We start from the raw sequence: 22874 nt of genomic DNA on the forward strand, positions 1-22874 counted from the left end.
TTGGGGCCGAGATCCTCCCCCTCCCATGACGCCGGGAGGGGGAGGGCTCAGGGTCGAAGATCCGGGGCGTCCGAGCCGTCGGGGTGCTCCAGGCGCCCGCGGGGCCTCACCCCATCCCGGCGGCTCCCAGCGTGTGGTGGGCGGGTGGCTTGCGGGCGATCGGGCAGCTCTGGAGCGCGTCGCCCGGACCGAAGGTGACGGGCTCCTCTTCCCAGATCTTGTCCAACTCCTCCAGGCTGTCGGCATCCTCCGGGGTGGCGGCCAGGATGGCCTCCACCTCGGCGGCGTCGGCCGGCTGTGCGGACAGTGCCACCAGGGCGTGCAGCACCGCGGCGTAGCGGCTTTCCCGCTCGGCGAGCCGGCGGGCCAGCGCTTCGAGGATGGGGGCCGCGTCGGCCAGCACGCCGCGGGCGACCGCGTCGTCCAGGAAGGAGAGGAACTCGCAGACCATCGGAAGGAAATCCGGCAGTTCGCGGGCGTTCATCTCGAAGCCGTGGAAACGATACAGCTCGGCCAGCGTCGCCATGGCGGTCCCGCGGTCGCGGGATTCGCCATGCAGGTGCTCATAGAGGTGCAGCGACAGGCGGCGCGAACGGTCGAACATCGACACGTAGCGCTCCTGCGCCTCCATCAGATCGTCCGCCCGCAACTCCCCGATCAGCCCGGCGATGCCGGCGAGATGGGCCGGGGAAACCAGCCCTTCCGCCGCCAGCGCCTGCATGATGTCGGGCAGGCCGTCCACCAGATCCTCGTCGGGATAGGTGAGCAGCGCGCCAAGCGCCTTGTAGGTCAGCATCAATCGGCCTCCTCAAGGGACTTGGTCTTCGGCTTGCGGGTGCCGAACAGGTTGCCCTCCGAGAAGCCGTCCGAGCAGCCGTTGCCGAAGCTGAAGCCGCACGAGCCGCGCAGGTCGAAGGCGTTCTCGGCGTACTCGCGGTGCGTCGTCGGGATGACGAAGCGGTCCTCGTAGTTCGCCAGGGCGAGGATGCGGTACATGTCCTCGACCTGATTGGCGGTGAGGCCGACCTGACGCAGCACGTCGGTGTTCATCCGCCCCTCGACCGTCCGGCCGCGCTGGTAGATGCGCAGCGCGTACATGCGTTGCAACGCCGTCACCACCGGCTCCTCGTCGCCCGCCGTCAGCAGGTTGGCGAGGTACTTGACGGGGATGCGCAGGCTCTTGATGTCCGGCAGGCCATCGACGAAGCCGATGTGGCCCTTCTCGGCGGCACCCTGGATGGGGCTGAGCGCCGGGATGTACCAGACCATCGGCAGCGTGCGGTACTCGGGGTGCAGCGGGAAGGCGATCTTCCACTCCATCGCCATCTTGTAGACCGGCGAGTTGCGAGCCGCCTCCAGCCACGCCTCCGGCACGCCGTCGAGGCGGGCCTGCTCGATCACCTTCGGATCCTTGGGGTCCAGGAAGATGTCGAGCTGCTTCTGGTACAGGTCCTTCTCATCGACCGCCGAGGCGGCTTCCTCGATGCGGTCGGCGTCGTAGAGCAGCACACCCAGGTACCGGATGCGGCCCACGCACGTCTCCGAGCACACGGTCGGCTGGCCGACCTCGATGCGCGGGTAGCAGAAGGTGCACTTCTCGGCCTTGCCCGACTGCCAGTTGTAGTAGATCTTCTTATACGGGCAGGCGGAGACGCACATGCGCCAGCCGCGGCACTTGTCCTGGTCGACGAGGACGATGCCGTCTTCTTCACGCTTGTAGATGGACCCCGACGGACAGGCCGCCACGCACGCCGGATTGAGGCAGTGCTCGCACAGGCGCGGCAGGTACATCATGAAGGTGTTTTCGAACTGGCCGTAGATCTCCTTCTGGATGCCGTCGAAGTTCTTGTCCTTCGAGCGCTTGGAGAACTCGCCGCCGAGGATTTCCTCCCAGTTCGGGCCCCACTCGACCTTGTCCATCTTCTCGCCGGTGATCAGCGAGACCGGACGCGCCGTCGGCATGGTCTTGCTCTCGGGCGCCGATTGCAGGTTCTGATAGTCGAAGGTGAAGGGCTCGTAATAGTCGTCGATCTCCGGCAGGTCGGGGTTGGCGAAGATCTTCGACAACACCCGCCACTTGGCGCCGAGGCGCGGCTCCAGCTTGCCCTTGAGATTGCGGACCCAGCCGCCGTTCCAGCGGTCCTGGTTCTCCCATTCCTTGGGGTAGCCGACACCGGGCTTGGTCTCGACGTTGTTGAACCAGGCGTATTCGACGCCTTCGCGGCTGGTCCAGACGTTCTTGCAAGTGACCGAGCAGGTGTGACAGCCGATGCACTTGTCCAGGTTCAGGACCATGGCGATCTGAGCGCGGATTTTCATGTCTCGGTGCTCCTTACTCGGCGGCCTGGGCGGGGGCCGTGACCGGCCGATAGGCCGGCGCAGGGTCTTCCATCCAGTCCACGGTCTTCATTTTGCGGATGATGACGAACTCGTCGCGGTTGGCACCCACCGTGCCGTAGTAGTTGAAACCGTAGCTCTGCTGGGCGTAGCCGCCGATCATGTGCGTCGGCTTGGTGATGGTGCGCGTCACCGAGTTATGAATGCCGCCGCGCATCTTCGTGGTCTCGGCGCCCGGCGTGTTCACGATCTTTTCCTGCGCGTGGTACATCATGCACATGCCTTCGGGCACGCGCTGGCTGACCACGGCGCGGCAGGCGATCGCGCCGTTGACGTTGTAGGCTTCGATCCAGTCGTTGTCCTCGATACCGGCCTTCTTCGCGTCGGTCTCGCTCATCCAGATGATCGGACCGCCGCGCGACAGCGTCAGCATCAGCAGGTTGTCGGTGTAGGTCGAGTGGATGCCCCACTTCTGGTGCGGGGTGATCCAGTTCAGCACCACCTGCGCGTTGCCGTTCGCCTTTTCCTGAATGACCGACTTGATGGTCTTCATGTCGACGGGCGGCTTGTAGACGCACAGCTGCTCGCCGAACGCCCGCATCCACGGATGATCCTGGTAGAGCTGCTGACGGCCGGTCAGCGTGCGCCAGGGGATCAGTTCGTGCACGTTGGTGTAGCCGGCGTTGTAGCAGACCTTCTCGCTCTCCAGACCCGACCAGGTCGGCGAGGAGATGATCTTGCGCGGCTGGGCGATGACGTCGCGGAAGCGGATCTTGTCGTCCTCGCGCGGGATGGCGAGGTGGGTGTGGTCGATGCCGGTGTTCTTCGACAGCGAATCCCACGCCTTGACCGCCACGTGGCCGTTGGTTTCCGGCGCCAGCGTCAGGATGACCTCGCAGGCCTGGATGTCGGTCTCGATCTTGGCGAGGCCCTGGCTCTGGCCCTCTTCCACCACGGTGCCGTTGAGTTCCTTGAGGAACTCGACCTCGTCCTTGGTGTCCCAGGCCATGCCCTTGCCGCCGTTGCCGAGCTTCTCCATCAGAGGCCCGAGCGACGTGAAGCGCTTGTAGATGTTCGGGTAGTCGCGTTCGACCACGACCATGCCCGGCGCGGTCTTGCCGGGGATCAGGTCGCACTCGCCCTTGCGCCACTCCTTGACGTCCAGCGCCTGGCCCAGCTCGCCGGCCGTGTCGTGCTGGAGCGGCACCAGCACGAGGTCCTTCTCGACGCCGAGATGGCCGGGCGACAGCTCCGACACCTTCTTGGCGAAGCCCTTGAAGATGTCCCAGTCCGAACGCGCTTCCCAGGCCGGATCGACGGCCGCGGTCAGCGGGTGGATGAACGGGTGCATGTCCGAGGTGTTGAGGTCGTGCTTCTCGTACCACGTGGCGGTGGGGAGCACGATGTCGGAGTAGACGCAGGTCGTGGACATGCGGAAGTCCAGCGTGACCAGCAGGTCGAGCTTACCCTCCGGCCCCTTGTCGTGCCAGACGATCTCCTCCGGCTTGTCCTCGCCGGTGACGCCGATGTCGCCACCCTGCACGCCGTTCTCGGTGCCCAGCAGGTGCTTGAGGAAATACTCGTGCCCCTTGCCCGACGAACCCAGCAGGTTGGACCGCCAGACGAACAGGTTGCGCGGGAAGTTCTTGGGGTTGTCCGGGTCCTCGCAGCTCATGCGCAGGCTTCCGGCCTTCAGCTGCTCGGACACGTAGTCCTTGGCGTCCTTGCCGGCGGCGGCGGCCTGCTTGGTCAACTCCAGCGGGTTGAGTTCGAGCTGCGGCGCGGAGGGCAGCCAGCCCATGCGCTCGGCCCGCACGTTGAAGTCGATCATCGACCCGGAGACGCTGACGTCGCTGGTCGGCGACAGGATCTCGTTGATGCCGACCTTCTCGTAGCGCCACTGGTCGGTGTGCGCGTACCAGTAGGAGGTGGAGTTCATCTGCCGCGGCGGGCGGCCCCAGTCGAGCGCGAAGGCCAGCGCCGTCCAGCCCGGCTGCGGGCGCAGCTTCTCCTGGCCGACGTAGTGGGCCCAGCCGCCACCCTCCTGGCCGATGCAACCGCACATCACCAGCATGTTGATGATGCCGCGGTAGTTCATGTCCATGTGGTACCAGTGGTTCATGGCGGCGCCGATGATGATCATCGACTTGCCATTCGTCTGGTGCGCGTTGGCCGAGAACTCGCGGGCCGTGGTGACGATCAGGTCCTTCTTGACGCCGGTGATGCGCTCGGCCCACGCCGGGGTGTAGGGCACATCGTCGTCGAAGCTGGTGGCGACGTTGCCGCCGCCCAGACCGCGGTCGATGCCGTAATTGGCGATGAACAGGTCGTAGACGTTGGCGACCAGCGCCTCACCGTCCTTCAGCGCCACCTTCTTGATGGGGACGTTGCGGACCTGCACTTCGGCATGCTCGGTGCCGCGGAAATACTCGGGCGCGCGGCGGCCGAAGTAGGGGAAGCCGACCGGCGCCACGTCGTCGCGCACGTCGATCAGCGACAGGCGCAGCGACTGCTTGTTGCCCTGGGCGTCCTCGTCCTTGAGGTTCCACTTGCCCTTCTCGCCCCAGCGATGGCCGATGGAGCCCAGCGGCGCCACCACCTTGCCGGTCGCCTCGTCGATGGCGACCGTCTTCCACTCGGGATTGTTGGTCTCGCCGAGGCCGTCGGCGAAGTCCGAGGCGCGCAGCATGCGCTCGGCGACGTAATGCTCGCCCTGCTTCACCAGACGCACCAGGAACGGCATGTCGGTGTAGCGGCGGCAGTAGTCCTCGAAATACGGGCTCTTGGCCGCGAGGTGCCATTCCTTGAGGATGACGTGGCCCATCGCCATGGACAGCGCCGCGTCGGTGCCCTGCTGCGGGTGCAGCCAGAGGTCGGCGAACTTCGACGCCTCGGAATAGTCGGGGGTCACCACCACGGTCTTGGTGCCGTTGTAGCGCGCCTCGGACATGAAGTGGGCGTCCGGCGTGCGCGTCTGCGGCACGTTGGAGCCCCACATCATCAGGAACTTCGAGTTGTACCAGTCGGCCGATTCCGGCACGTCGGTCTGCTCGCCCCAGGTCTGCGGCGAGGCCGGCGGCAGGTCGCAGTACCAGTCGTAGAAGCTCATGCACACGCCGCCGAACAGCGACAGGTAGCGCGAGCCGGCGGCGTAGCTGACCATCGACATGGCCGGGATCGGCGAGAAGCCGGCGACGCGGTCGGGGCCGTAGGTCTTGGCGGTGTAGATGTTGGCCGCCGCGATGATCTCCTGCGCCTCGTCCCACTGGGCACGGACGAAGCCGCCGCGACCGCGGAACGACTTGTACTCGTGCGCCTTGGCGGGGTCCTCGACGATGGAGGCCCAGGCGGTCACCGGGTCCTTGTGGGCGTGCTTGGCCGTGCGCCACAGGCGCAGCAGGCGCGAGCGGATCAGCGGGTACTTCACCCGGTTGGCCGAGTACAGGTACCAGGAATAGCTGGCCCCGCGCTGGCAGCCGCGCGGCTCATGGTTCGGCAGGTCGGCGCGGGTGCGCGGGTAGTCGGTCTGCTGCGTCTCCCAGGTGACGATGCCGCCCTTGACGTAGATCTTCCACGAGCACGAGCCCGTGCAGTTCGCTCCGTGCGTCGAGCGGACGATCTTGTCGTGCCGCCAGCGATTCCGGTAGGCCTCCTCCCAGGAACGGTCCTGTTGGGTGACCACGCCGTGGCCGTTGGAGAAGGTGCCGACGTTCTTCTTGAAGAACATCAGGCGGTCGAGGAAGTGACTCATAATAAAGCTCCCTAACGCTCGCGCATTATCGTGTCAGCAATTGCTTGCTCAGCACGGGGCTTCGCAGCCCTTGCGCGCGTAGAACCACCAGTTGATGGCGATGTTGATGACGTAGAAGACGCCGGCGCCGTAGAAGAAGGCGTTGGGCGAGCCGGTCATCGAGAACGACGCGCCGAACAGCATGCCGAAGATGAACGGCCCGTAGGCGGCCACGGCACCGGTCCAGCCGATGACGCCGCCGGCTTGCCGCGGCGGCAGGATCATCGGGATCTGCTTGAAGGTGGACGCGTTGCCCACCCCGGTGAAGAAGAACAGCGCCAGCATGCAGCCGACGAACCACGGGAAGCTTTCCACCGAGGTCGGCGCCGTGAAGAACGTCACCGCAACGGTGCACACCAGCAGGCCGATGCCCGAGATCTGGGTGACGATGGCGCCGCCGAACTTGTCGGAGATCGGGCCGGCGACGACGCGCATCAGCGAGCCGACCAGGGGGCCGAGGAAGGCGTAGGCCAGCGGGTCCGGCGCGTTCGGGAAGCCGCCGTACACCTGCTTGATCAGCAGCGGGAAGGTCGCCGAGAAGCCGGAGAACGAGCCGAAGGTCATCACGTACAGCGACGTCATCAGCCACGTGTGCTTGTTGCCGAAGATGTCGAGCTGTTCCTTGACGTTGGCGCGCACCGGCACGCTCTTCAGCATGGCGAGGCCGGCCAGCCCGAACACGATGACGAAGGGGACGTAGATCGCCGCGGCGTTCTGCAGCCAGATCGACGACTGCGCGGTGCCCTTGGTGAACACTTCGGGACCGCCCAGCACGCCGCCGAACACGGCGAAGCCGATCACCCACGGCGTCAGGAACTGCACCACCGAGACGCCGAAGTTGCCGATGCCGGCCTGGATCGCCAGGGCCGTGCCTTGCAGGCGCTTCGGGAAGAACAGGCTGGTCGACGGCATGAAGGACGAGAAGTTGCCGCCGCCCAGGCCGGCCGAGAAGGCCAGCGCCATCAGCACCCAGTAGGGCGTCGTCGGGTCCTGCACCGCGTAGACGAGGCCGACCAGCGGGATCAGCAGGCTCAGCGTCGACCACCCGACCACCCGGCGCGTGCCGTACAGCGGCACCAGGAAGGTGTGGACGATGCGCATGGTGCCGCCGGCAAGGCCGGGCATGGCGGTCAGCCAGAACAGCTCGGTCGGCGTGAACTTGAAGCCGATGCCGGGCAGGCGAACGACCAGCGCCGACACCAGGAACCAGGCGATGAACGCCATGATCAGGTTGGCGGTGGTGAGCCACAGCGTGCGCCATGCGAGGCGCTTGCCGGTGGCTTCCCAGAAGGTCGCGTCCTCTGGCCGCCAGTCGGCGACCGTGTCGGACGGCAGCGCCGTCGCGGGTGCAGCAGTCATGGTTGTGTTTCCCCTGTGAGGTCTTTTTCTAGGCGCGCGGCGTGATGGGTTCGGCGGCCAACGGCGCATCCGCGGGAGCGGCTGCGGCGGAGCGCTTCATGCCTTCCATTTCCGGAAGTTCGGGCAGCTCGGCCAGCGCCGGCACGCGGCGGCGCTCCATCTGTTGGATGGTGACGTGCATCCACAGGAACGACACGGAGACGATCAGGAAGAGCAGCATGAAGCAGCTCGTCCACACGCCCATGATGTCGTTCATGGCACCGAAGGCGATGGGCAGGATGAAGCCGCCCAGGCCGCCGATCAGGCCGACGATGCCGCCGACCGAACCGACGTTGTTCGGGTAGTACGCCGGGATGTGCTTGTAGACCGCGGCCTTGCCGAGCGACATGAAGAAGCCCAGCACGAAGGCGATCAGCGTGAAGGGAATGAAGCCGAGCTTGATGTCGAACTCGATCGGCCCCTTGATGCCCTGCACCACGTAGTGGGTGTCGGGGTAGGCCAGCAGGAAGGTGCAGAGCACCGACATGCCGAACGTCCAGTACATGACGCGCCGGGCGCCGTACTTGTCCGACAGCACGCCGCCGAAGGCGCGGAAGATCGAGGCGGGGATCGAGTACGCCGCACCCAGCATGCCGGCGGTCTGGATGTCCAGCCCGTAGGCGCCGATGTAGTAGCGCGGCAGCCACAGCGCCAACGCCACGAAGCCGCCGAACACGAAGAAGTAATAGAGCGAGAAGCGCCAGACCTGGAGGTTCTTCAGCGGCGACAGGTGCATCGCCGTCGATTCGGCCGGCAGGTTCTTGGCGCGGCGCTCCTGGAGGACGGGATCGTCCTCGGTGGAGAACCAGAAGATCACCGCCATCAGGAAGATCGCCGCCGCCCACACCATGGCGACCATCTTCCAGCCGAAGGCGACCATGACGAAGGGCGCGGCGAACTTGGTGACCGCAGCGCCCACGTTGCCCATGCCGAAGATGCCCAGCGCCGTGCCCTGGCGGTCCTTCTTGTACCAGCGCGAGGTGTAGGCGATGCCCACCGCAAACGAGCCGCCGGCGATGCCGACGAACAGCGCGGCAATGAGGAAGGTCGGGTAGTCGTAGGCCAGCGTCAGCCCGAGCGTGGCGACCGCCGCGGCGAGCATCACCGCCGTGTAGACGATGCGGCCGCCGTACTGATCCGTCCAGATGCCGAGGAACAGCCGGCTCAAGGAGCCCGTCAGGATCGGCGTGCCGACCAGCAGGCCGAACTGGGTGTCGGAGAGGCCGAGGTCCTTTTTGATCTGCACGCCGATGATGGCGAAGATCGTCCACACCGCGAAGCACACGGTGAACGCCACCGTGCTCAAGGTCAGCGCCCGTGCCTGCTGTCCGGGCGTGACGGTATCCAGGTTCATCATCGCTTCACCCCCGTGGGTTGGGCCGGCGTCAATCGCCTGTCCCTATGCGTAGAGGGGGTATTGATCGGCAATGCGTGGCCGTGACCGCTTGACCGCGATCAAGAACGGCAAGTACCGGAGAATATGTCGCACCATAATGGCGGCTTTTTGTAATGTTTAACCTATGGCGGTTGGTTATATGATTGACGTCTTATGGCTTCTTGATAAATGTCATGAAAGGCCGAGGCGCCGTTTTTCTGCGGCGACTCGGCTTTGGCGCGTAAATCGCTCGGATGTCGGTCTGGGCTGGGGTGTCGGGTAGGAAGGCGGCCTCACTGGAGCCGCGGCCCCGATGCCGTACACAGCGAACGAGAGCCGCCGTCACGAGCCCCCGCGCGCAAGGGGGGGGGCGCAGCGAGAAAGATGTCGATAGCGACATGTCTTCGCGATAAGTAAGCGGGATGAACGCAGACGGCGACTTCGAAATCTTCATCGTGACCGCCCCCGGCTTGGAATCCGTGCTCTGCGCGGAGGTGCAGGCCAAGGGATTCAAGGACCCCACGCCCGTCAAGGGCGGGGTGACGGTAAGGGGCGGCTGGCCCGACGTCTGGCGGGCGAACCTCGAGGTCCGAGGTGCCAGCCGCGTTCTTGCGCGCATCGGCGCCTTCCGGGCGTTTCATCTCGCCCAGTTGGACAAGCGCGCGCGCCGCCTGGCGTGGGGCGACATCCTGCGTCCCGATGTGCCGGTCCGCGTCGAGGCGGCCTGCAAGGGCTCCCGCATCTATCACGCCGGTGCCGCGGCGCAGCGGATCGAACGGGCGATCCAGGAGGAACTCGGCGCGCCGGTTTCTCGTGACGCCGAGGTCTGTATCAAGGCGCGCATCGATGATGATCTATGCACCATCAGCGTCGATACGTCGGGCGAATCCCTGCACAAGCGCGAGCACAAGGAGGCCGTCAACAAGGCACCGATGCGGGAGACCCTGGCGTCTCTCTTCCTGCGGCAATGCGGATATGACGGCACCGAGCCCGTCGTCGATCCGATGTGCGGGTCGGGCACCTTCGTCATCGAGGCGGCGGAAATCGCCGCCGGCCTCAACCCTGGCCGGTCGCGGCGCTTCGCCTTCGAGCAACTGGCAACCTTCGACGAGGCGGCTTGGCAGCGTCTGCGCGCCACAGGGGGCGGTGCCAAGCCTGCCGTCCGGTTTTACGGCAGCGACCGCGACGCAGGCGCGATCGGCATGAGCTGCGCCAACGCGGCGCGTGCAGGAGTCGCCGAGCTGACGGAGTTCCGGCAGCACGCGATCAGCGACCTCGTTGCGCCGAGCGGACCGCCCGGCCTCGTCATCGTGAACCCGCCATACGGCACCCGGATCGGGGACAAGAAGCCCCTCTATGCGCTCTACCACGCGCTCGGACAAACACTCCTCACCCGTTTCGTCGGCTGGAGAGTGGGGCTGGTGACGAACGAGGCATCGCTCGCCAAGGCGACCAGCTTGCCCTTCGCGCCTCCCGCTGCCCCGGTGTCGCATGGGGGACTGCGTGTGACGTTGTTCTTGACTGGCCCACTGACCTGACGGATCAACCGGGACGTCATCGGCCAGCCGCCTTGAGAGCCGCGTTTTCACGCTCAAGCTCAGCGATCCGCGACTGAAGCGTTCTGATGGTGCCGGCGGCCTCCTCGCCGAGAACGAGGGGGGATGTGACTTGTGCAGTTGACGTCCCAGGCCTTCACCGTGAACAGAACCGCTTGTTCCGCTTCGGCCGGATAGGTGTCCAATTCCAGGCGGCGGATAAGCTCCGGATCGTTCTTCACGACCCGAGCCGTCCCCCAGATCTTCACGCGGCGCCGGCGGGCATAGTCGATCAGGAACAAGAAGGCCTGCGGGTTCTCCTGAAGATTGCGGGTCGTCACATACGGGGGAGTGCGCGCTTGCCACGGGCCGTGGATCAGCTACCCTTGCAGCAACGATAGAAAAGGGTTTGGGGAGGACAGGTCATGGCGCTCCGTGCCGAGCAGCTCAAGGACGAGCTGACCGAGGAGGTGGTCCGCCAGGTGCGCGGACGCCTTGATCGCAGCCGGGTCGATCTGGCGGAGCGATTCGTGCGGCAGTTCTATGCCAACGTGCCGCCGGACGACATCGTCCAGGCACCCGCCGACCAGCTCTACGGCGCCGCCATCGCCATGTGGCAGTGGGGCCAGAAGCGCGAGCCGGGCAAGGCCACTGTGCGCGTCTACAACCCCCGCATCGAGGAGCACGGCTGGCAGTCGCCGCGCACGGTGGTGGAGATCGTCAACGACGACATGCCGTTCCTGGTGGATTCCGTCACCTCCGAGCTGAACCGCCAGGGCTTCACCGTGCATCTGGTCATTCACCCGGTGGTGCGGGTGGCGCGCGACGGGAACGGCCGGCTGACCGAGCTGTACGAGCCGGACGCGGCGCCGAAGGACGCCACCGCCGAATCCTACATGCACGTCGAGGTCGACGCGCACTCCGACGCCGCGGCGCTGGAGCGTGTGCGCGCCGGGCTGGAACGCGTGCTGTGCGAGGTCCGCGGCGCGGTGGTGGACTGGCGCGCCATGCGCGCCCAGGTCCAGGGGGTTCTGGCCGAGGTGCCGGCCATGCGCGCCACGCTGCCCGCCGACGAGGTGGCCGAGGCCGAGGCGTTCCTGCGCTGGATGGACGAGGACCACTTCACCTACCTCGGCTACCGCGAGTACCGGTTCGAGCCGGCGCCGGCCGGCGGCGAGCCGGCGCTGACCCTGGTGCCGGAGAGCGGGCTGGGCATCCTGCACGATGACCAGATCACCGTCTTCGACGGGCTGCGGCATTATTCGGCGCTGGCGCCCGACGTGCGCGAGTTCCTGCGGGCCCCGCGCGCGCTGATGGTCACCAAGGCCAACAAACGCTCCGACGTGCACCGGCCGGTGCACATGGACGCCGTGCTGCTGAAGCGCTTCGACGCCGATGGGACGATCGTCGGCGAGCGGCTGATCGTCGGCCTGTTCACCTCGTCCGCCTACAACCGCAGCCCGCGCGACATTCCCTTCGTCCGCCGCAAGGTGGCGGCGGTGATCGAGCGGGCCGGATTCGATGCCCGGAGCCACGACGGCAAGGCGCTGCTCAACATCATCGAGACCTACCCGCGCGACGAGCTGTTCCAGGCCAGCGTCGAGGAGCTGTTCGACACGGTGCTGGGCATCCTGCATCTGCAGGAGCGCCAGCGCCTCGCGCTGTTCGTGCGCAAGGACCCGTTCGAGCGCTTCGCCTCCTGTCTGGTGTTCGTGCCGCGCGACCGCTACGACACCGAACTGCGGCGGCGCATGCAGGTGATCCTGGAAGCGGCGCTGAACGGCACCTGCACCTCCTTCACCACGCAGCTGGCCGAGAGCGTGCTGGCGCGCATCCACTTCATCATCAAGACCGAACCCGGCCGGGCGCCGGCCTATTCGGTGGCGGACATCGAGGCGCGGCTGGTCCAAGCGGCGCGCGACTGGACCGACATGCTGAAGGACGCGCTGGTGGACGCGCGCGGCGACGAGGCTGGCGCCAGCCTGCTGGAGCGCTATACGCAAGCCTTCCCCACCAGCTACCGCGAGGCGTTCGCCGCCGAGGCCGCGGTGCACGACATCGAGCGCATCGAGGCCGCCGTGCAGCACGGCCGCATGGGCATCAACCTGTACCGCCCGCTGGAGGCCGAACCGGCCGAGCTGCACTTCAAGATCTACCACGAGGGCAATCCCGTCCCGCTGTCCGACGTGCTGCCGATGCTGGAGCACATGGACCTCAAGGTCATCACCGAACAGCCCTTCGAGGTCGCCGTCGCCGGCCGACCGGCGCCGGTGTGGATCCACGACTTCGCGCTGCGCACGCTGACCGGCGCGCCGGTGGACGTAGCGGTGGCGAAGGAGGCGTTCCAGAACGCCTTCGGCGCGGTGTGGGACGGCCGGATGGAAGACGACGGCTTCAACCGGCTGGTGCTGCGCGCCGGGCTGAGCGCGCGGGAGGTGACGGTGCTGCGCGCCTACGCCAAGTACCTGCGCCAAGCCCGCTTCGCCTTCACTCAGGACACCGTCGAGGCGACGCTGGCCGCCCACCCGGAGACCGCCCGGCTGGTGGTCCGCCTGTTCCAGGCGCGCTTCGATCCCGCCAAGCCCGGCGATGAAGCGGCAATCCTCGCCGACATCGAAGCGGCGCTGGACGCCGTCACCAACCTGGACGAGGACCGCATCCTCAGGCGCTTCGTCAACCTCGTGCGCGTCACGCTGCGCACCAACGCCTACCAGAAGGGCGCCGACGGCCAGCCCAAGAGCTACCTGTCCTTCAAGCTGGACAGCATGGCCATCGACGAACTGCCGCTGCCGCGCCCGTGGGTCGAGGTGTTCGTCTACTCGCCCCGCATGGAGGGCGTGCATCTGCGCGGCGGCAAGGTGGCGCGCGGCGGCATCCGCTGGTCCGACCGGCGCGAGGACTTCCGCACGGAGATCCTCGGCCTGATGAAGGCGCAGATGGTCAAGAACACCGTCATCGTGCCGGTGGGCTCCAAGGGCGGCTTCGTCGTCAAGCGCCCGCCGCCGGCATCGGCCGGGCGCGAGGCGGCGCTGGCCGAGGGGGTGGAGTGCTACAAGACGCTGATGCGCGGCCTGCTGGACATCACCGACAATCTGGCCGCCGACGGCAGCGTGGTGCCGCCCTCGGACGTGGTGCGCCATGACGGCGACGACCCGTATCTGGTGGTCGCTGCCGACAAGGGCACGGCGACCTTCTCGGACATCGCCAACTCGGTGTCGCTGGATTACGGGTTCTGGCTGGGCGACGCCTTCGCGTCGGGCGGCAGCCAAGGCTACGACCACAAGAAGATGGGCATCACCGCGCGCGGTGCGTGGGAGTCGGTCAAGCGCCACTTCCGCGAGCTGGATCGCGACATCCAGGCGCAGGACTTCACCGTCGTCGGCGTCGGCGACATGTCCGGCGACGTGTTCGGCAACGGCATGCTGCTGTCGAAGCACACCAAACTGGTCGGCGCCTTCGACCACCGCCACGTCTTCTGCGACCCCGACCCGGACCCGGCAACCAGCTTCGCCGAGCGCGAGCGGCTGTTCGCGCTGCCGCGCTCGTCGTGGGCGGACTACGACGCAGCGCTGCTGTCCAAGGGCGGGCGCATCTTCGAGCGCTCGGCCAAGTCGCTGGTCCTGACGCCGGAGATCCGCGAGCGCTTCGGCATCATCGCCGAGCACGTCACCCCGGCGGAACTCATGCAGGCGATGCTGAAGGCCGAGGTGGACCTGCTGTGGTTCGGCGGCATCGGCACCTACCTGAAATCCTCCGACGAGAGCAACGCCGAGGTTGGCGACAAGGCCAACGACGCGCTGCGCATCGACGGCGCACACGTGCGCGCCAAGGTGATCGGCGAGGGCGCCAACCTCGGCGTCACCCAGCGCGGCCGGATCGAGGCGGCGCAGGCCGGCGTGCGGCTCAACACCGACGCCATCGACAATTCGGCGGGCGTGGACACCTCCGACCACGAGGTGAACATCAAGATCCTGCTGAACGACGTGGTGGCGCGCGGCGACATGACCGTGAAGCAGCGCGACCAGTTGCTGGTGGCGATGACCGACGAGGTGGCGGCGCTGGTGCTGACCGACAACTATCTGCAAAGCCAGGCGCTGACCATCGCGCAGGCGCGCGGGCCGGACATGCTGGAGCCGCAGGCGCGCTTCATCCGCGCGCTGGAGAAGGCCGGGCGGCTCAACCGCGCCATCGAGTATCTGCCGGACGAGGAGGAACTGGCGGCGCGCATGGCCAACCGCCAGGGGCTGACCCGGCCGGAGCTGGCGGTGCTGCTGGCCTATGCCAAGATCACGCTGTACGACGAGCTGCTGGCGTCCGACCTGCCGGACGACCCGTTCATGCACGAGGACCTCGTGCGCTACTTCCCCGTGCCGCTGCGCGAGCGCTTCGCCGAGGCCATCGCCCGGCACCGGCTGCGGCGCGAGATCGTCGCCACTGGGGTGACCAACTCCATCGTCAACCGGGTCGGCCCGGTGTTCGTCAAGGAGATGATGGAGAAGACCGGCATGGGGCCGGCCGACGTGGCGAGGGCCTACGCCATCGTGCGCGACGCCTTCCAGCTGCGCCCGCTGTGGAAGGCCATCGAGGAGTTGGACACGTGCGTGCCGGCGGCGGTGCAGACCGCCATGCTGGCCGAGACGATCCGGCTGATGGAGCGCACGGTGGCGTGGTTCCTCACCGGCGGCACGCACCCGCTGTCCATCGCCGCGGAGACCGAGATCTACCGCCCCGGCGTCGAGGCGCTGAGCGCGGGTCTTGAGGCGGTGCTGGACGCCGAAGAAGCGGCGCGGCTGGCGGCGCGCGCCGCGCTCTACACGGCGCAGGGGGTGCCGGAGGAGCTGGCGAAGCGCATCGCAGCCCTGCCGGTGCTGGCCTCGGCGCCGGACCTCGTGCGCATCGCCGAGCGCACCGGACGCGAGGTGGCCGGCGTGGCGGCGGTGTACTTCATGCTGGGCCGGCGCTTCGGGCTGGAGTGGCTGCGCGACAAGGCCAGCGGCGCCAAGAGCGACAACCATTGGCAGAAGCAGGCGGTGGCGGCCATCGTCGACGACCTGTTCGCGCACCAGAAGGAACTGACCGTGCGCGTGCTGGACGGCACGGGCGGGCTGTCGGCGGAAGCGCCGGTGGAGTCCCCTGTGGATTCCTGGATCGCGCTGCGCCGGTCGGTGGTCGAGCGGGTAGAGCAACTGGTATCGGAGCTGCGCACCCAGGCCAACGTGGACCTCGCCATGCTGGCGGTGGCGAACCGGCAGTTGCGGGGGTTGACGGCGGGATAGGCGGGAGCGGTTTCAAGCTCTCCCCCGCCTCCGGCGGGGGAGGGACAAAACGTTACTTCCCCTTCCGCGCCTTCTTCGGCCGCGCCACCACGGCAGCCGGCGCGTCCTCCTCCTTGAGCAGCTTCTCGGCGACACCGTAGGTCATCTCGCGGCGGCGCAGCTCGGCCCACACCACGTCGGGCTTGATGCCAAGGTCCACCCACAGCGCCACGAGGTGATAGAGCAGGTCCGCGCTCTCCATCACCACGCCGTGCTTGTCGTCGCGCATGGCCTCGATGACCACCTCGACCGCTTCCTCGCCGACCTTGGCCGCCACCTTGCGGCTGCCCTGGGAGAACAGCTTGGCGGTGCGCGAGGTCTTGGCGTCGCCCTTGCGCCGCGCGACGATGCCCTCGTGCAGCGAGCGCAGGACGTCGATACCGATGTAGTGAACCATGCGCCCCCGCTCTTCCGGCTTCCCCGATTCGCTGCCGGCATCAACAGCGGAAGAGCCCCGCCATCCGCCGCCCGGCCGCCGCCCGGCCGCCGCCCGGCCGGCGGAAGCCCGGATTGCCGCCGCCATCGCCATAAATATGTCATGCATCTGGCGGGCACCAGCGTCCGGTGCTAAACCACCGCCGCCGTCCACCCGCCACCCCGCCAAGGACCCATGGTCATGTTTCTTCGCCTGTTCCGCGCCATGATGCCCAGGGAAGAGAAGTTTATCGACCATTTCTGCGAGCACTCCGAGCGGATCATGGACGCAGCCGCGGCGTTGCAGGACCTGTTGAGCGCGGGGAGCGACCGGCGGGCGGCGTTCGAGCGCATCCTGGCCGCCGAGCACGCCGCCGACCAGATCACCAAGCGCACGCTCCAGGCCATCCACCGCAGCTTCATCACGCCGTTCGACCGCTCGGACATCCACGCGCTGATCACGTCGATGGATGACACCATCGATTTCATCGAGGAAACGGCGCAGCGCATCATGATCTACAACATCACCGAGTTCACCCCGGCGATGCGCCAGATGGCCGACGCCGCCATGCAGTGCGCCCGGCTGCTGCGCGAGGGGGTGCCGCTGCTCGGTTCGATCAACAACAACCTGAAGCACCTCCAGCGCATGAGCGTGGAAATCTCGCGGATCGAGGGCGAGACGGACGCGCTGATGCGCGACTGCCTGTCCCAACTGACCGCCGGGGAGCACGACCCCAAGCGCTTCGTCATCCTCAAGGAGATCTACGAACTCCTGGAGGAGATCGTCGATCACTGCGACGACGTCGCCAACGTGATCGACGGCATCGTCATCGAACAGGTCTGACCGGGAGCCCGCCCCATGGATGCCATGACGCTCGCCATGCCGGCGCTGGTCGGACTGATCGCGCTCGCACTGTTCTTCGACTTTATCAACGGCACGCACGTCGCCAACACCATCGGCACGGGCATCGTCAGCGCCACGCCGTTCGCGGTGGACCGGCGCTTCCGCCAGTTGCAGTTCGTCTCGGCGTCGCTGTACTCGCTGGGGCACGGCGGCAACGACGCGCAGAAGACCCTTATACCCACAGCCCGCATATTATGTATTTAGATTCAATGGCTTGCGCCTGGCAGACCTACGAACACTCCCTACCATTTCTGACTCGCCCCTGACGCCGGGCGCCCTGGAGTCCACCATGGACACGATGTCGATTGGGTTTCCGCTCCTGGTTACAATCATCGTAATCGCCCTCGCATTCGACCTATCCAACGGCATGCACGATGCAGCCAACAGTATTGCAACAGTCGTATCAACGCGAGTTCTCAAACCACAATACGCTGTTGTTTGGGCTGCTTTCTTCAACTTCATCGCATTCCTGTTCTTCGGGCTTCACGTTGCGAACACCATCGGCAAGGGCATCATAGATCCGACAATCGCCGATCCTCAGGTTGTGCTAGGGGCACTTGGTGGCGCCATCGCTTGGAACATCATCACTTGGTGGGGTGGAATTCCGTCGAGCAGCAGCCACGCCCTCATCGGCGGCCTCATCGGCGGCGCCTTGGCCAAGACTGGAACGGCTTCTGTATTGGCTTGGGAAGGCATCAGCAAGACGGTTGCTGGCATTGTCTTGTCTCCACTCCTTGGCTTTATCATTGCACAGCTTCTAATGGTTATTGTGTCGTGGCTGTTCGTGAAAGCTACGCCGTTTACCGTAGACCGTCGTTTTCGCCACGGACAACTCTTCTCCGCCGCCCTTTATTCCTTGGGACATGGAGGCAACGACGCTCAAAAGACCATCGGGATTATCGGAATTTTGTTGTTTTCCCAGGGATACATGGGTAGCGAGTTCCACATCCCGTTTTGGGTGGTCCTCATCTGCCAAGCGGCAATGGGCCTGGGAACGCTGATGGGCGGTTGGCGCATCGTCAAGACCATGGGCTCGAAGATCACCGACCTGAAGCCCATGCAAGGGTTCTGCGCCGAGGGTGCCGGGGCAATTACCCTGTTCCTGGCGACGTACATGGGCGTTCCGGTCTCGACGACGCACACCATCACCGGCGGTATCATGGGCGCGGGCGCCGCGAGGAAGACGTCGTCCGTCCGCTGGGGGGTCGCCCGCGGCATCGTCTGGGCTTGGATCATCACCATCCCCGCGTCCGCTGTCATTGCCGCGATCACGTATTGGATCAGCGCGCCGCTGTTCCCTTGAACGCGGGGCGCTCCCGCTCCTTCCCTCACTCCGCTGCGCGTCCCCTCCGGATGGTCACGTCCTCGCGCCCGAGGCACGAGGGGCCTCATTGACGGCCCCTCTGCCGCGCCGGAGGCGCGGCATTCACCCCTCTAGGATATTTCCACTCGGTGAATGGAGTTTCTCCGGTGCCGACGGTTCCTTGTGTGACGCCGATCCCTGTCGCGATGAGACCATCGTGCAGCTGTACGGCGGTCGCACAATCCGAGTGGGGGGCAACGCTCGACGAAGTGCTGGCCTGGTTCAGCTAGGCGGCGAGCGGATGCGAACCGAAAGTCATGGCGACAGTGCCTCGATGATGCGGCAGTCGGCCATGCGGCCCCCGCGGCGGCACTGGTGGGCCAAGCGGTCGAGCTCCTCGCGCAACCGCTGGAGGTCGGCGATCTTGCGCTCGACCTCGTGCAGCTGCTCGACGACGAGGTCGTCCACCTCCCCGCACGGCCGGTCCGGCTGGTCGGCCAGTGCGAGCATTGCCCGGACCACGTCGAGCGGGAACCCGAGGTCGCGCGCCCGACGGATGAATGTCAGGCGGCGCACGTGCTCGGCCCCGTAGAGCCGGTAGTTCCCCGCCGTCCGCGGCGGCGCCGGGACGAGCCCCTCGCGCTCGTAGAACCGGATCGTCTCGATGTTTACGCCGGTCTCCTTGGCCAGCGTGCCGATCGTGCATCCCCGGGCTGCTGATTTTCCCGACATCGCCTGTTGACCCTGTAGTTGGTACAGGGTCCATGGTAGCGCGATGAGGGGCCGAGCGCAGCATCCGAAGGCATGCGGCGCCGGTCCAGACACCGGAGCGCGGCATGCAGGAGCACACCGTCGAACGGGCCACACGCGCGGCAGAACAGACCTTGCGCTACAGGGTGACGGGCATGGATTGCGCCAGCTGCGTCGCCAAGGTCGAGACCGCCCTGCGCCGCGTCCCTGGCGCCGATGACATCAGCCTCAACTTCCACACCCAGGTGCTGAAGCTGAAACTGGACGAGACAGCCACGCCACGGCCGAAGCTGGAGGATACCATCCGGAGCCTCGGGTTCGAGGTCGCCACGCTGGAGGATCCCCGGGTCATCGCAGGCGGCGCGGGCCTCGGCGGTGACGGAGCTCCCATTCCCGGCGAGCGGCCGTGGTCGTGGGGTACGCCCAGGGGCAGGTCGGCGGCGCTGATCGGCGTCCTCGTCGCGGCTGGCTACCTGGCCTCCTGGCTCATCCCCCTTGCGCAGCTGTACGCGCTGCTTCCGGCCGCCCTGGTCGGCTTGGCCATGTTCGGCCGCCGTGCCGTCGCGCTGGCCCGAGCCGGGTCGCCCTTCAGCATCGAAATGCTGATGAGTGTCGCCACGGGCGGCGCGCTGCTCATCGGCGAGACGCCTGAGGCGGCCGTCGTGGTCCTGCTCTTCGCCGTCGGCGAACTGCTGGAGGGCGTCGCGGCGAGCCATGCCCGCTCCGGGATCGCGGCGCTCGGCGCTCTCGTGCCCCGCACTGCCCTGCTCCTCGAGGGGGATGTCGCGCGCGAGGTTCCGGCCTCCCGCCTGGAGATCGGACAGATCGTTCTGGTCCGCCCCGGCGAGCGCGTCCCTGCCGACGGCGAGGTGATGGACGGCGAGTCCGACGTCGACGAATCCCCCGTCACGGGGGAGTCGGTTTCGGTCCTCAAGCGGGTTGGCTCGGCCGTCTTCGCGGGCGGCATCAACACGACCGCGGCCCTCCAGGTCCGCGTCACCCGCGCCGCCGCCGACAACACCATCGCCCGCATCATCCACCTCGTTGAGGAGGCGCAGGCGAGCAAGTCGCCGACGGCCCGCTTCATCGAGCGGTTCAGCGCCCGGTACACGCCCGCTGCGATCGGGTTCTCAGCCCTGGTCATGGTTGTCCCGCCGCTGGCGCTCGGGGCCGACTGGCACACCTGGATCTACCGCGGCCTCGCGCTGCTGCTGATCGCCTGCCCCTGCGCGCTGGTGCTCTCCACCCCGGCCGCCGTCGCCTCGGGCCTCGCCACCGGTGCCCGGCGCGGCTTGCTGGTCAAGGGGGGCGCCACCCTGGAGGCGATCGGCCGCGTCCGCACCGTCGCCTTCGACAAGACCGGAACCCTGACCCGGGGGCGGCCGCAGGTGACGGACATCGTCCCGGCGTCCGGCAGCGAACGCACGCTGCTGGGGCTGGCGGCATCGGTCGAGAACGGGTCCACCCACCCGATCGCCGCGGCCATGCTGGAGCGGGCCGCCGCCGCCGGAGTGCCGCCCCGCCCGGCCCGCGACCACAAGGCCATCCCCGGGCGGGCGGTGCAGGCGGTTGTCGGCGGGAAGCTCGTCGAGGTCGGCTCGCCGCGCCACTACGCGGAACGCTGCGGGCCGGAGCACACCCTGGCCGACCGCATCGCCACCCTTGAGGACGCGGGCAAGACCGTCGCCGTCGTCATCGTGGACGGCCAGCCGATCGGGCTCGTCGCCGTGCGCGACGAGCCGCGGGCGGACGCCTTGGATGGCGTCGCCGCCCTGCACAGGCTCGGCCTCGGCACAGTTATGCTGACCGGCGACAACCGCCGGACCAGCGAAGCCATCGCACGAACGATCGCCCTGAACGTGAAGGCGGACCTGCTGCCCGAGGACAAGCTCCGCGAGATCGCGGCGATGCGGGAGCAGGGATCGGTCGCGATGGTCGGCGACGGCATCAACGACGCCCCGGCCCTGGCCGCCGCCGACGTCGGCATCGCCATGGGCGGCGGCACGGACGTGGCGCTGGAGACCGCCGACGCCGCGCTGTTGCGGGGCCGGGTCGCCGACGTCGCCGCGCTGGTCGCCCTGTCGCAGGCGACACTGGCCAACATCCATCAAAACGTCACCATCGCCCTCGGCCTAAAGGCCGTGTTCCTGGCCACCACGGTGACTGGCGTGACGGACCTGTGGGCTGCCATCCTGGCGGACACCGGAGCGACGGTGATCGTCACCATGAACGCGCTGCGGCTGCTTGGGCACTATCGCGGCACCCGGGAGTAGGAGACCCATGAGAACCAAACACCTCGCGCTCGCCGCCCTGTGGGTCGCTCTGCCGGGCGCCGCGGGCGCCGATGCCATACGGTCCAGCGACCTCGTCGTGGAACAGGCGTGGGCGCGTGCGACGCCGGCGTCCGCGCCGACCGGAGCCGCCTACCTGACCATCCGCAACACCGGCCAGCAGCCCGACCGCATCACCGCCATGCAGGCTCCGGTTGCCGGGCACGTCATGGCGCACGAGACCAAGCAGGAGGGTGACGTGCTGAAGATGCAGGAGGCGGGGCCGCTGGCGCTTCGGCCAGGAGGCATCGTCGAGATGAAGCCGGGAGGCACGCACATCATGCTGATGGGCCTGAAGGGCGGGCTGAAGCCCGGTCAGGAGTTCCCGCTCGCGGTGACGTTCGAGAGGGCTGGGACCGTGCAGGTGCCGGTCAAGGTCGGCAAGCCCGGCGCCATGAACCCCGAATGACGAGGAGACGACGTTCATGTCGCACGACCACGCGCATGCCCACGGGCATGGCGGGCATACCCATGAGGCCGACGACCACGGTCATGCGCACCATGGGGGCCACTCCCACGGCCTCGGAGGCCATCATCATGGCCCGGTGCGCTATGACCGCGCCTTCGCCATCGGCACGGCGCTGAACCTCGGTTTCGTCGCCGTCGAGGCGTTCTACGGCGTCGTGGCGAACTCGGTCGCGCTGCTGGCCGACGCCGGTCACAACCTGTCCGACGTGCTCGGTCTCCTGCTGGCCTGGGGCGCCGCTTGGCTCACCCGGCGCCGTCCGACACACCGGCACACCTACGGATTTGGCAGTTCCTCCATCCTGGCTTCCCTGATCAACGCGGTCGTCCTGCTGATCGCCGTCGGCGCCATCGCCTGGGAGGTGGCCGGGCGCCTGATGCACCCCGAGCCGGTCGAGGGCGGCGTGGTGATGTGGGTGGCCGCCGTCGGCATCATCATCAATGCGGTCACGGCGTGGCTCTTCATGGGCGGGAAGGACACCGACCTGAACGTCAAGGGCGCCTACCTGCACATGGCGGCCGACGCGGGCGTGTCGCTTGGCGTCGTCGCGGCGGCCCTGCTCATCGGCTGGACGGGCTGGCTCTGGCTCGATCCGCTGGTCAGCCTCGCCATCGTGGGGGTCATCGTTGTCGGCACCTGGGGCCTGCTGCGGGAGTCGGCGAACCTTGCCATGAACGCCGTCCCGGAGGGCGTCGACCGCTCCGAGGTCGAGGGCTATCTGGCTGGGCTGCCCGGCGTCGTCGCCGTCCACGACCTGCACATCTGGGGCCTGAGCACGACCGACGCGGCGCTGACGGCGCACCTCGTGCGCCCCGGCGCCGGGACCGACGACGAGCTCCTGAAGCGGGTCGCTCACGATCTTAAGGAGCGGTTCAGCATCGGCCATGCCACCATCCAGGTGGAACACGACGGCGACGACTGCCACTTGGCGCCGTCCGATGTCGTCTGATGACCGTC

Annotated in this window: 16 protein-coding genes; 8 read left to right on the plus strand and 8 right to left on the minus strand. The window is 67.3% G+C overall.

Annotated elements, in window-relative coordinates:
* Window positions 1-106: 106 nt before the first annotated feature.
* Genes narJ through ACSVDD_RS15585 form a run of 5 tightly spaced genes read right to left on the minus strand, consistent with a single transcriptional unit; the run spans window position 107 to window position 8882 of the window.
* Complete coding sequence (narJ, locus tag ACSVDD_RS15565) at window positions 107-796, minus strand: nitrate reductase molybdenum cofactor assembly chaperone (RefSeq protein ID WP_448190277.1); 690 nt, start codon at window positions 794-796, stop codon at window positions 107-109.
* A complete protein-coding gene (gene narH, locus ACSVDD_RS15570; RefSeq protein ID WP_448190278.1) occupies window positions 796-2319 on the minus strand; it encodes a nitrate reductase subunit beta in 1524 nt (507 codons plus the stop codon). The genes narJ and narH overlap by 1 nt, the downstream gene beginning before the upstream one ends.
* A 13-nt stretch (window positions 2320-2332) precedes the next feature.
* Window positions 2333-6088, minus strand: coding sequence for a nitrate reductase subunit alpha (locus ACSVDD_RS15575; protein WP_448190279.1), 3756 nt, complete (start codon window positions 6086-6088; stop codon window positions 2333-2335).
* A gap of 48 nt (window positions 6089-6136) precedes the next feature.
* Complete coding sequence (locus ACSVDD_RS15580; RefSeq protein ID WP_448190280.1) at window positions 6137-7486, minus strand: MFS transporter; 1350 nt, start codon at window positions 7484-7486, stop codon at window positions 6137-6139.
* Between the two features lie 28 nt (window positions 7487-7514).
* On the minus strand, window positions 7515-8882 hold the full coding sequence (locus tag ACSVDD_RS15585; RefSeq protein WP_448190281.1) for an MFS transporter: 1368 nt from the start codon (window positions 8880-8882) through the stop codon (window positions 7515-7517).
* A gap of 440 nt (window positions 8883-9322) precedes the next feature.
* On the opposite strand from ACSVDD_RS15585, the gene ACSVDD_RS15590 reads away from it, so the two are divergent.
* Window positions 9323-10438 carry a THUMP domain-containing class I SAM-dependent RNA methyltransferase gene (locus ACSVDD_RS15590; RefSeq protein ID WP_448190282.1) on the plus strand — a complete coding sequence of 372 codons (1116 nt, stop codon included), beginning with the start codon at window positions 9323-9325 and terminating at the stop codon, window positions 10436-10438.
* A 59-nt stretch (window positions 10439-10497) separates the two neighbouring features.
* Here the strand turns inward: ACSVDD_RS15590 and ACSVDD_RS15595 are convergent, their stop codons facing one another.
* Window positions 10498-10737, minus strand: coding sequence for a hypothetical protein (locus ACSVDD_RS15595; protein WP_448190283.1), 240 nt, complete (start codon window positions 10735-10737; stop codon window positions 10498-10500).
* 123 nt (window positions 10738-10860) lie between these two features.
* Between ACSVDD_RS15595 and ACSVDD_RS15600 the strand changes: the two genes are divergently transcribed.
* A complete protein-coding gene (locus ACSVDD_RS15600; protein ID WP_448190284.1) occupies window positions 10861-15711 on the plus strand; it encodes an NAD-glutamate dehydrogenase in 4851 nt (1616 codons plus the stop codon).
* Between the two features lie 52 nt (window positions 15712-15763).
* Here the strand turns inward: ACSVDD_RS15600 and hisE are convergent, their stop codons facing one another.
* Window positions 15764-16147 carry a phosphoribosyl-ATP diphosphatase gene (hisE, locus tag ACSVDD_RS15605; RefSeq protein WP_448190285.1) on the minus strand — a complete coding sequence of 128 codons (384 nt, stop codon included), beginning with the start codon at window positions 16145-16147 and terminating at the stop codon, window positions 15764-15766.
* 219 nt (window positions 16148-16366) lie between these two features.
* On the opposite strand from hisE, the gene ACSVDD_RS15610 reads away from it, so the two are divergent.
* The 3 genes from ACSVDD_RS15610 to ACSVDD_RS15620 all read left to right on the plus strand — a co-directional run bounded on the left by ACSVDD_RS15610 (window position 16367) and on the right by ACSVDD_RS15620 (window position 18371).
* Window positions 16367-17008 (plus strand): DUF47 domain-containing protein, encoded by a 642-nt coding sequence (locus ACSVDD_RS15610; RefSeq protein ID WP_448190286.1) that lies wholly within the window; start codon window positions 16367-16369, stop codon window positions 17006-17008.
* Window positions 17009-17023: 15 nt separating this feature from the next.
* Complete coding sequence (locus tag ACSVDD_RS15615) at window positions 17024-17272, plus strand: hypothetical protein (RefSeq protein ID WP_448190287.1); 249 nt, start codon at window positions 17024-17026, stop codon at window positions 17270-17272.
* A gap of 85 nt (window positions 17273-17357) precedes the next feature.
* The gene (locus ACSVDD_RS15620; RefSeq protein ID WP_448190288.1) at window positions 17358-18371 is read left to right on the plus strand and encodes an inorganic phosphate transporter; all 1014 of its coding nucleotides are present in this window, start codon (window positions 17358-17360) and stop codon (window positions 18369-18371) included.
* 315 nt (window positions 18372-18686) lie between these two features.
* Here ACSVDD_RS15620 and ACSVDD_RS15625 read toward each other — a convergent pair whose 3' ends face one another.
* Window positions 18687-19103, minus strand: coding sequence for a MerR family transcriptional regulator (locus ACSVDD_RS15625; protein WP_448190289.1), 417 nt, complete (start codon window positions 19101-19103; stop codon window positions 18687-18689).
* 104 nt (window positions 19104-19207) lie between these two features.
* On the opposite strand from ACSVDD_RS15625, the gene ACSVDD_RS15630 reads away from it, so the two are divergent.
* The 3 genes from ACSVDD_RS15630 to ACSVDD_RS15640 are packed head-to-tail and all read left to right on the plus strand — an operon-like array spanning window position 19208 to window position 22866.
* A complete protein-coding gene (locus ACSVDD_RS15630; protein WP_448190290.1) occupies window positions 19208-21394 on the plus strand; it encodes a heavy metal translocating P-type ATPase in 2187 nt (728 codons plus the stop codon).
* 7 nt (window positions 21395-21401) lie between these two features.
* Window positions 21402-21860 carry a copper chaperone PCu(A)C gene (locus ACSVDD_RS15635; RefSeq protein ID WP_448190291.1) on the plus strand — a complete coding sequence of 153 codons (459 nt, stop codon included), beginning with the start codon at window positions 21402-21404 and terminating at the stop codon, window positions 21858-21860.
* A gap of 16 nt (window positions 21861-21876) precedes the next feature.
* Window positions 21877-22866 carry a cation diffusion facilitator family transporter gene (locus ACSVDD_RS15640; RefSeq protein WP_448190292.1) on the plus strand — a complete coding sequence of 330 codons (990 nt, stop codon included), beginning with the start codon at window positions 21877-21879 and terminating at the stop codon, window positions 22864-22866.
* The last annotated feature ends 8 nt before the right edge of the window (window positions 22867-22874 follow it).

The organism is Azospirillum terrae, from assembly GCF_053470425.1.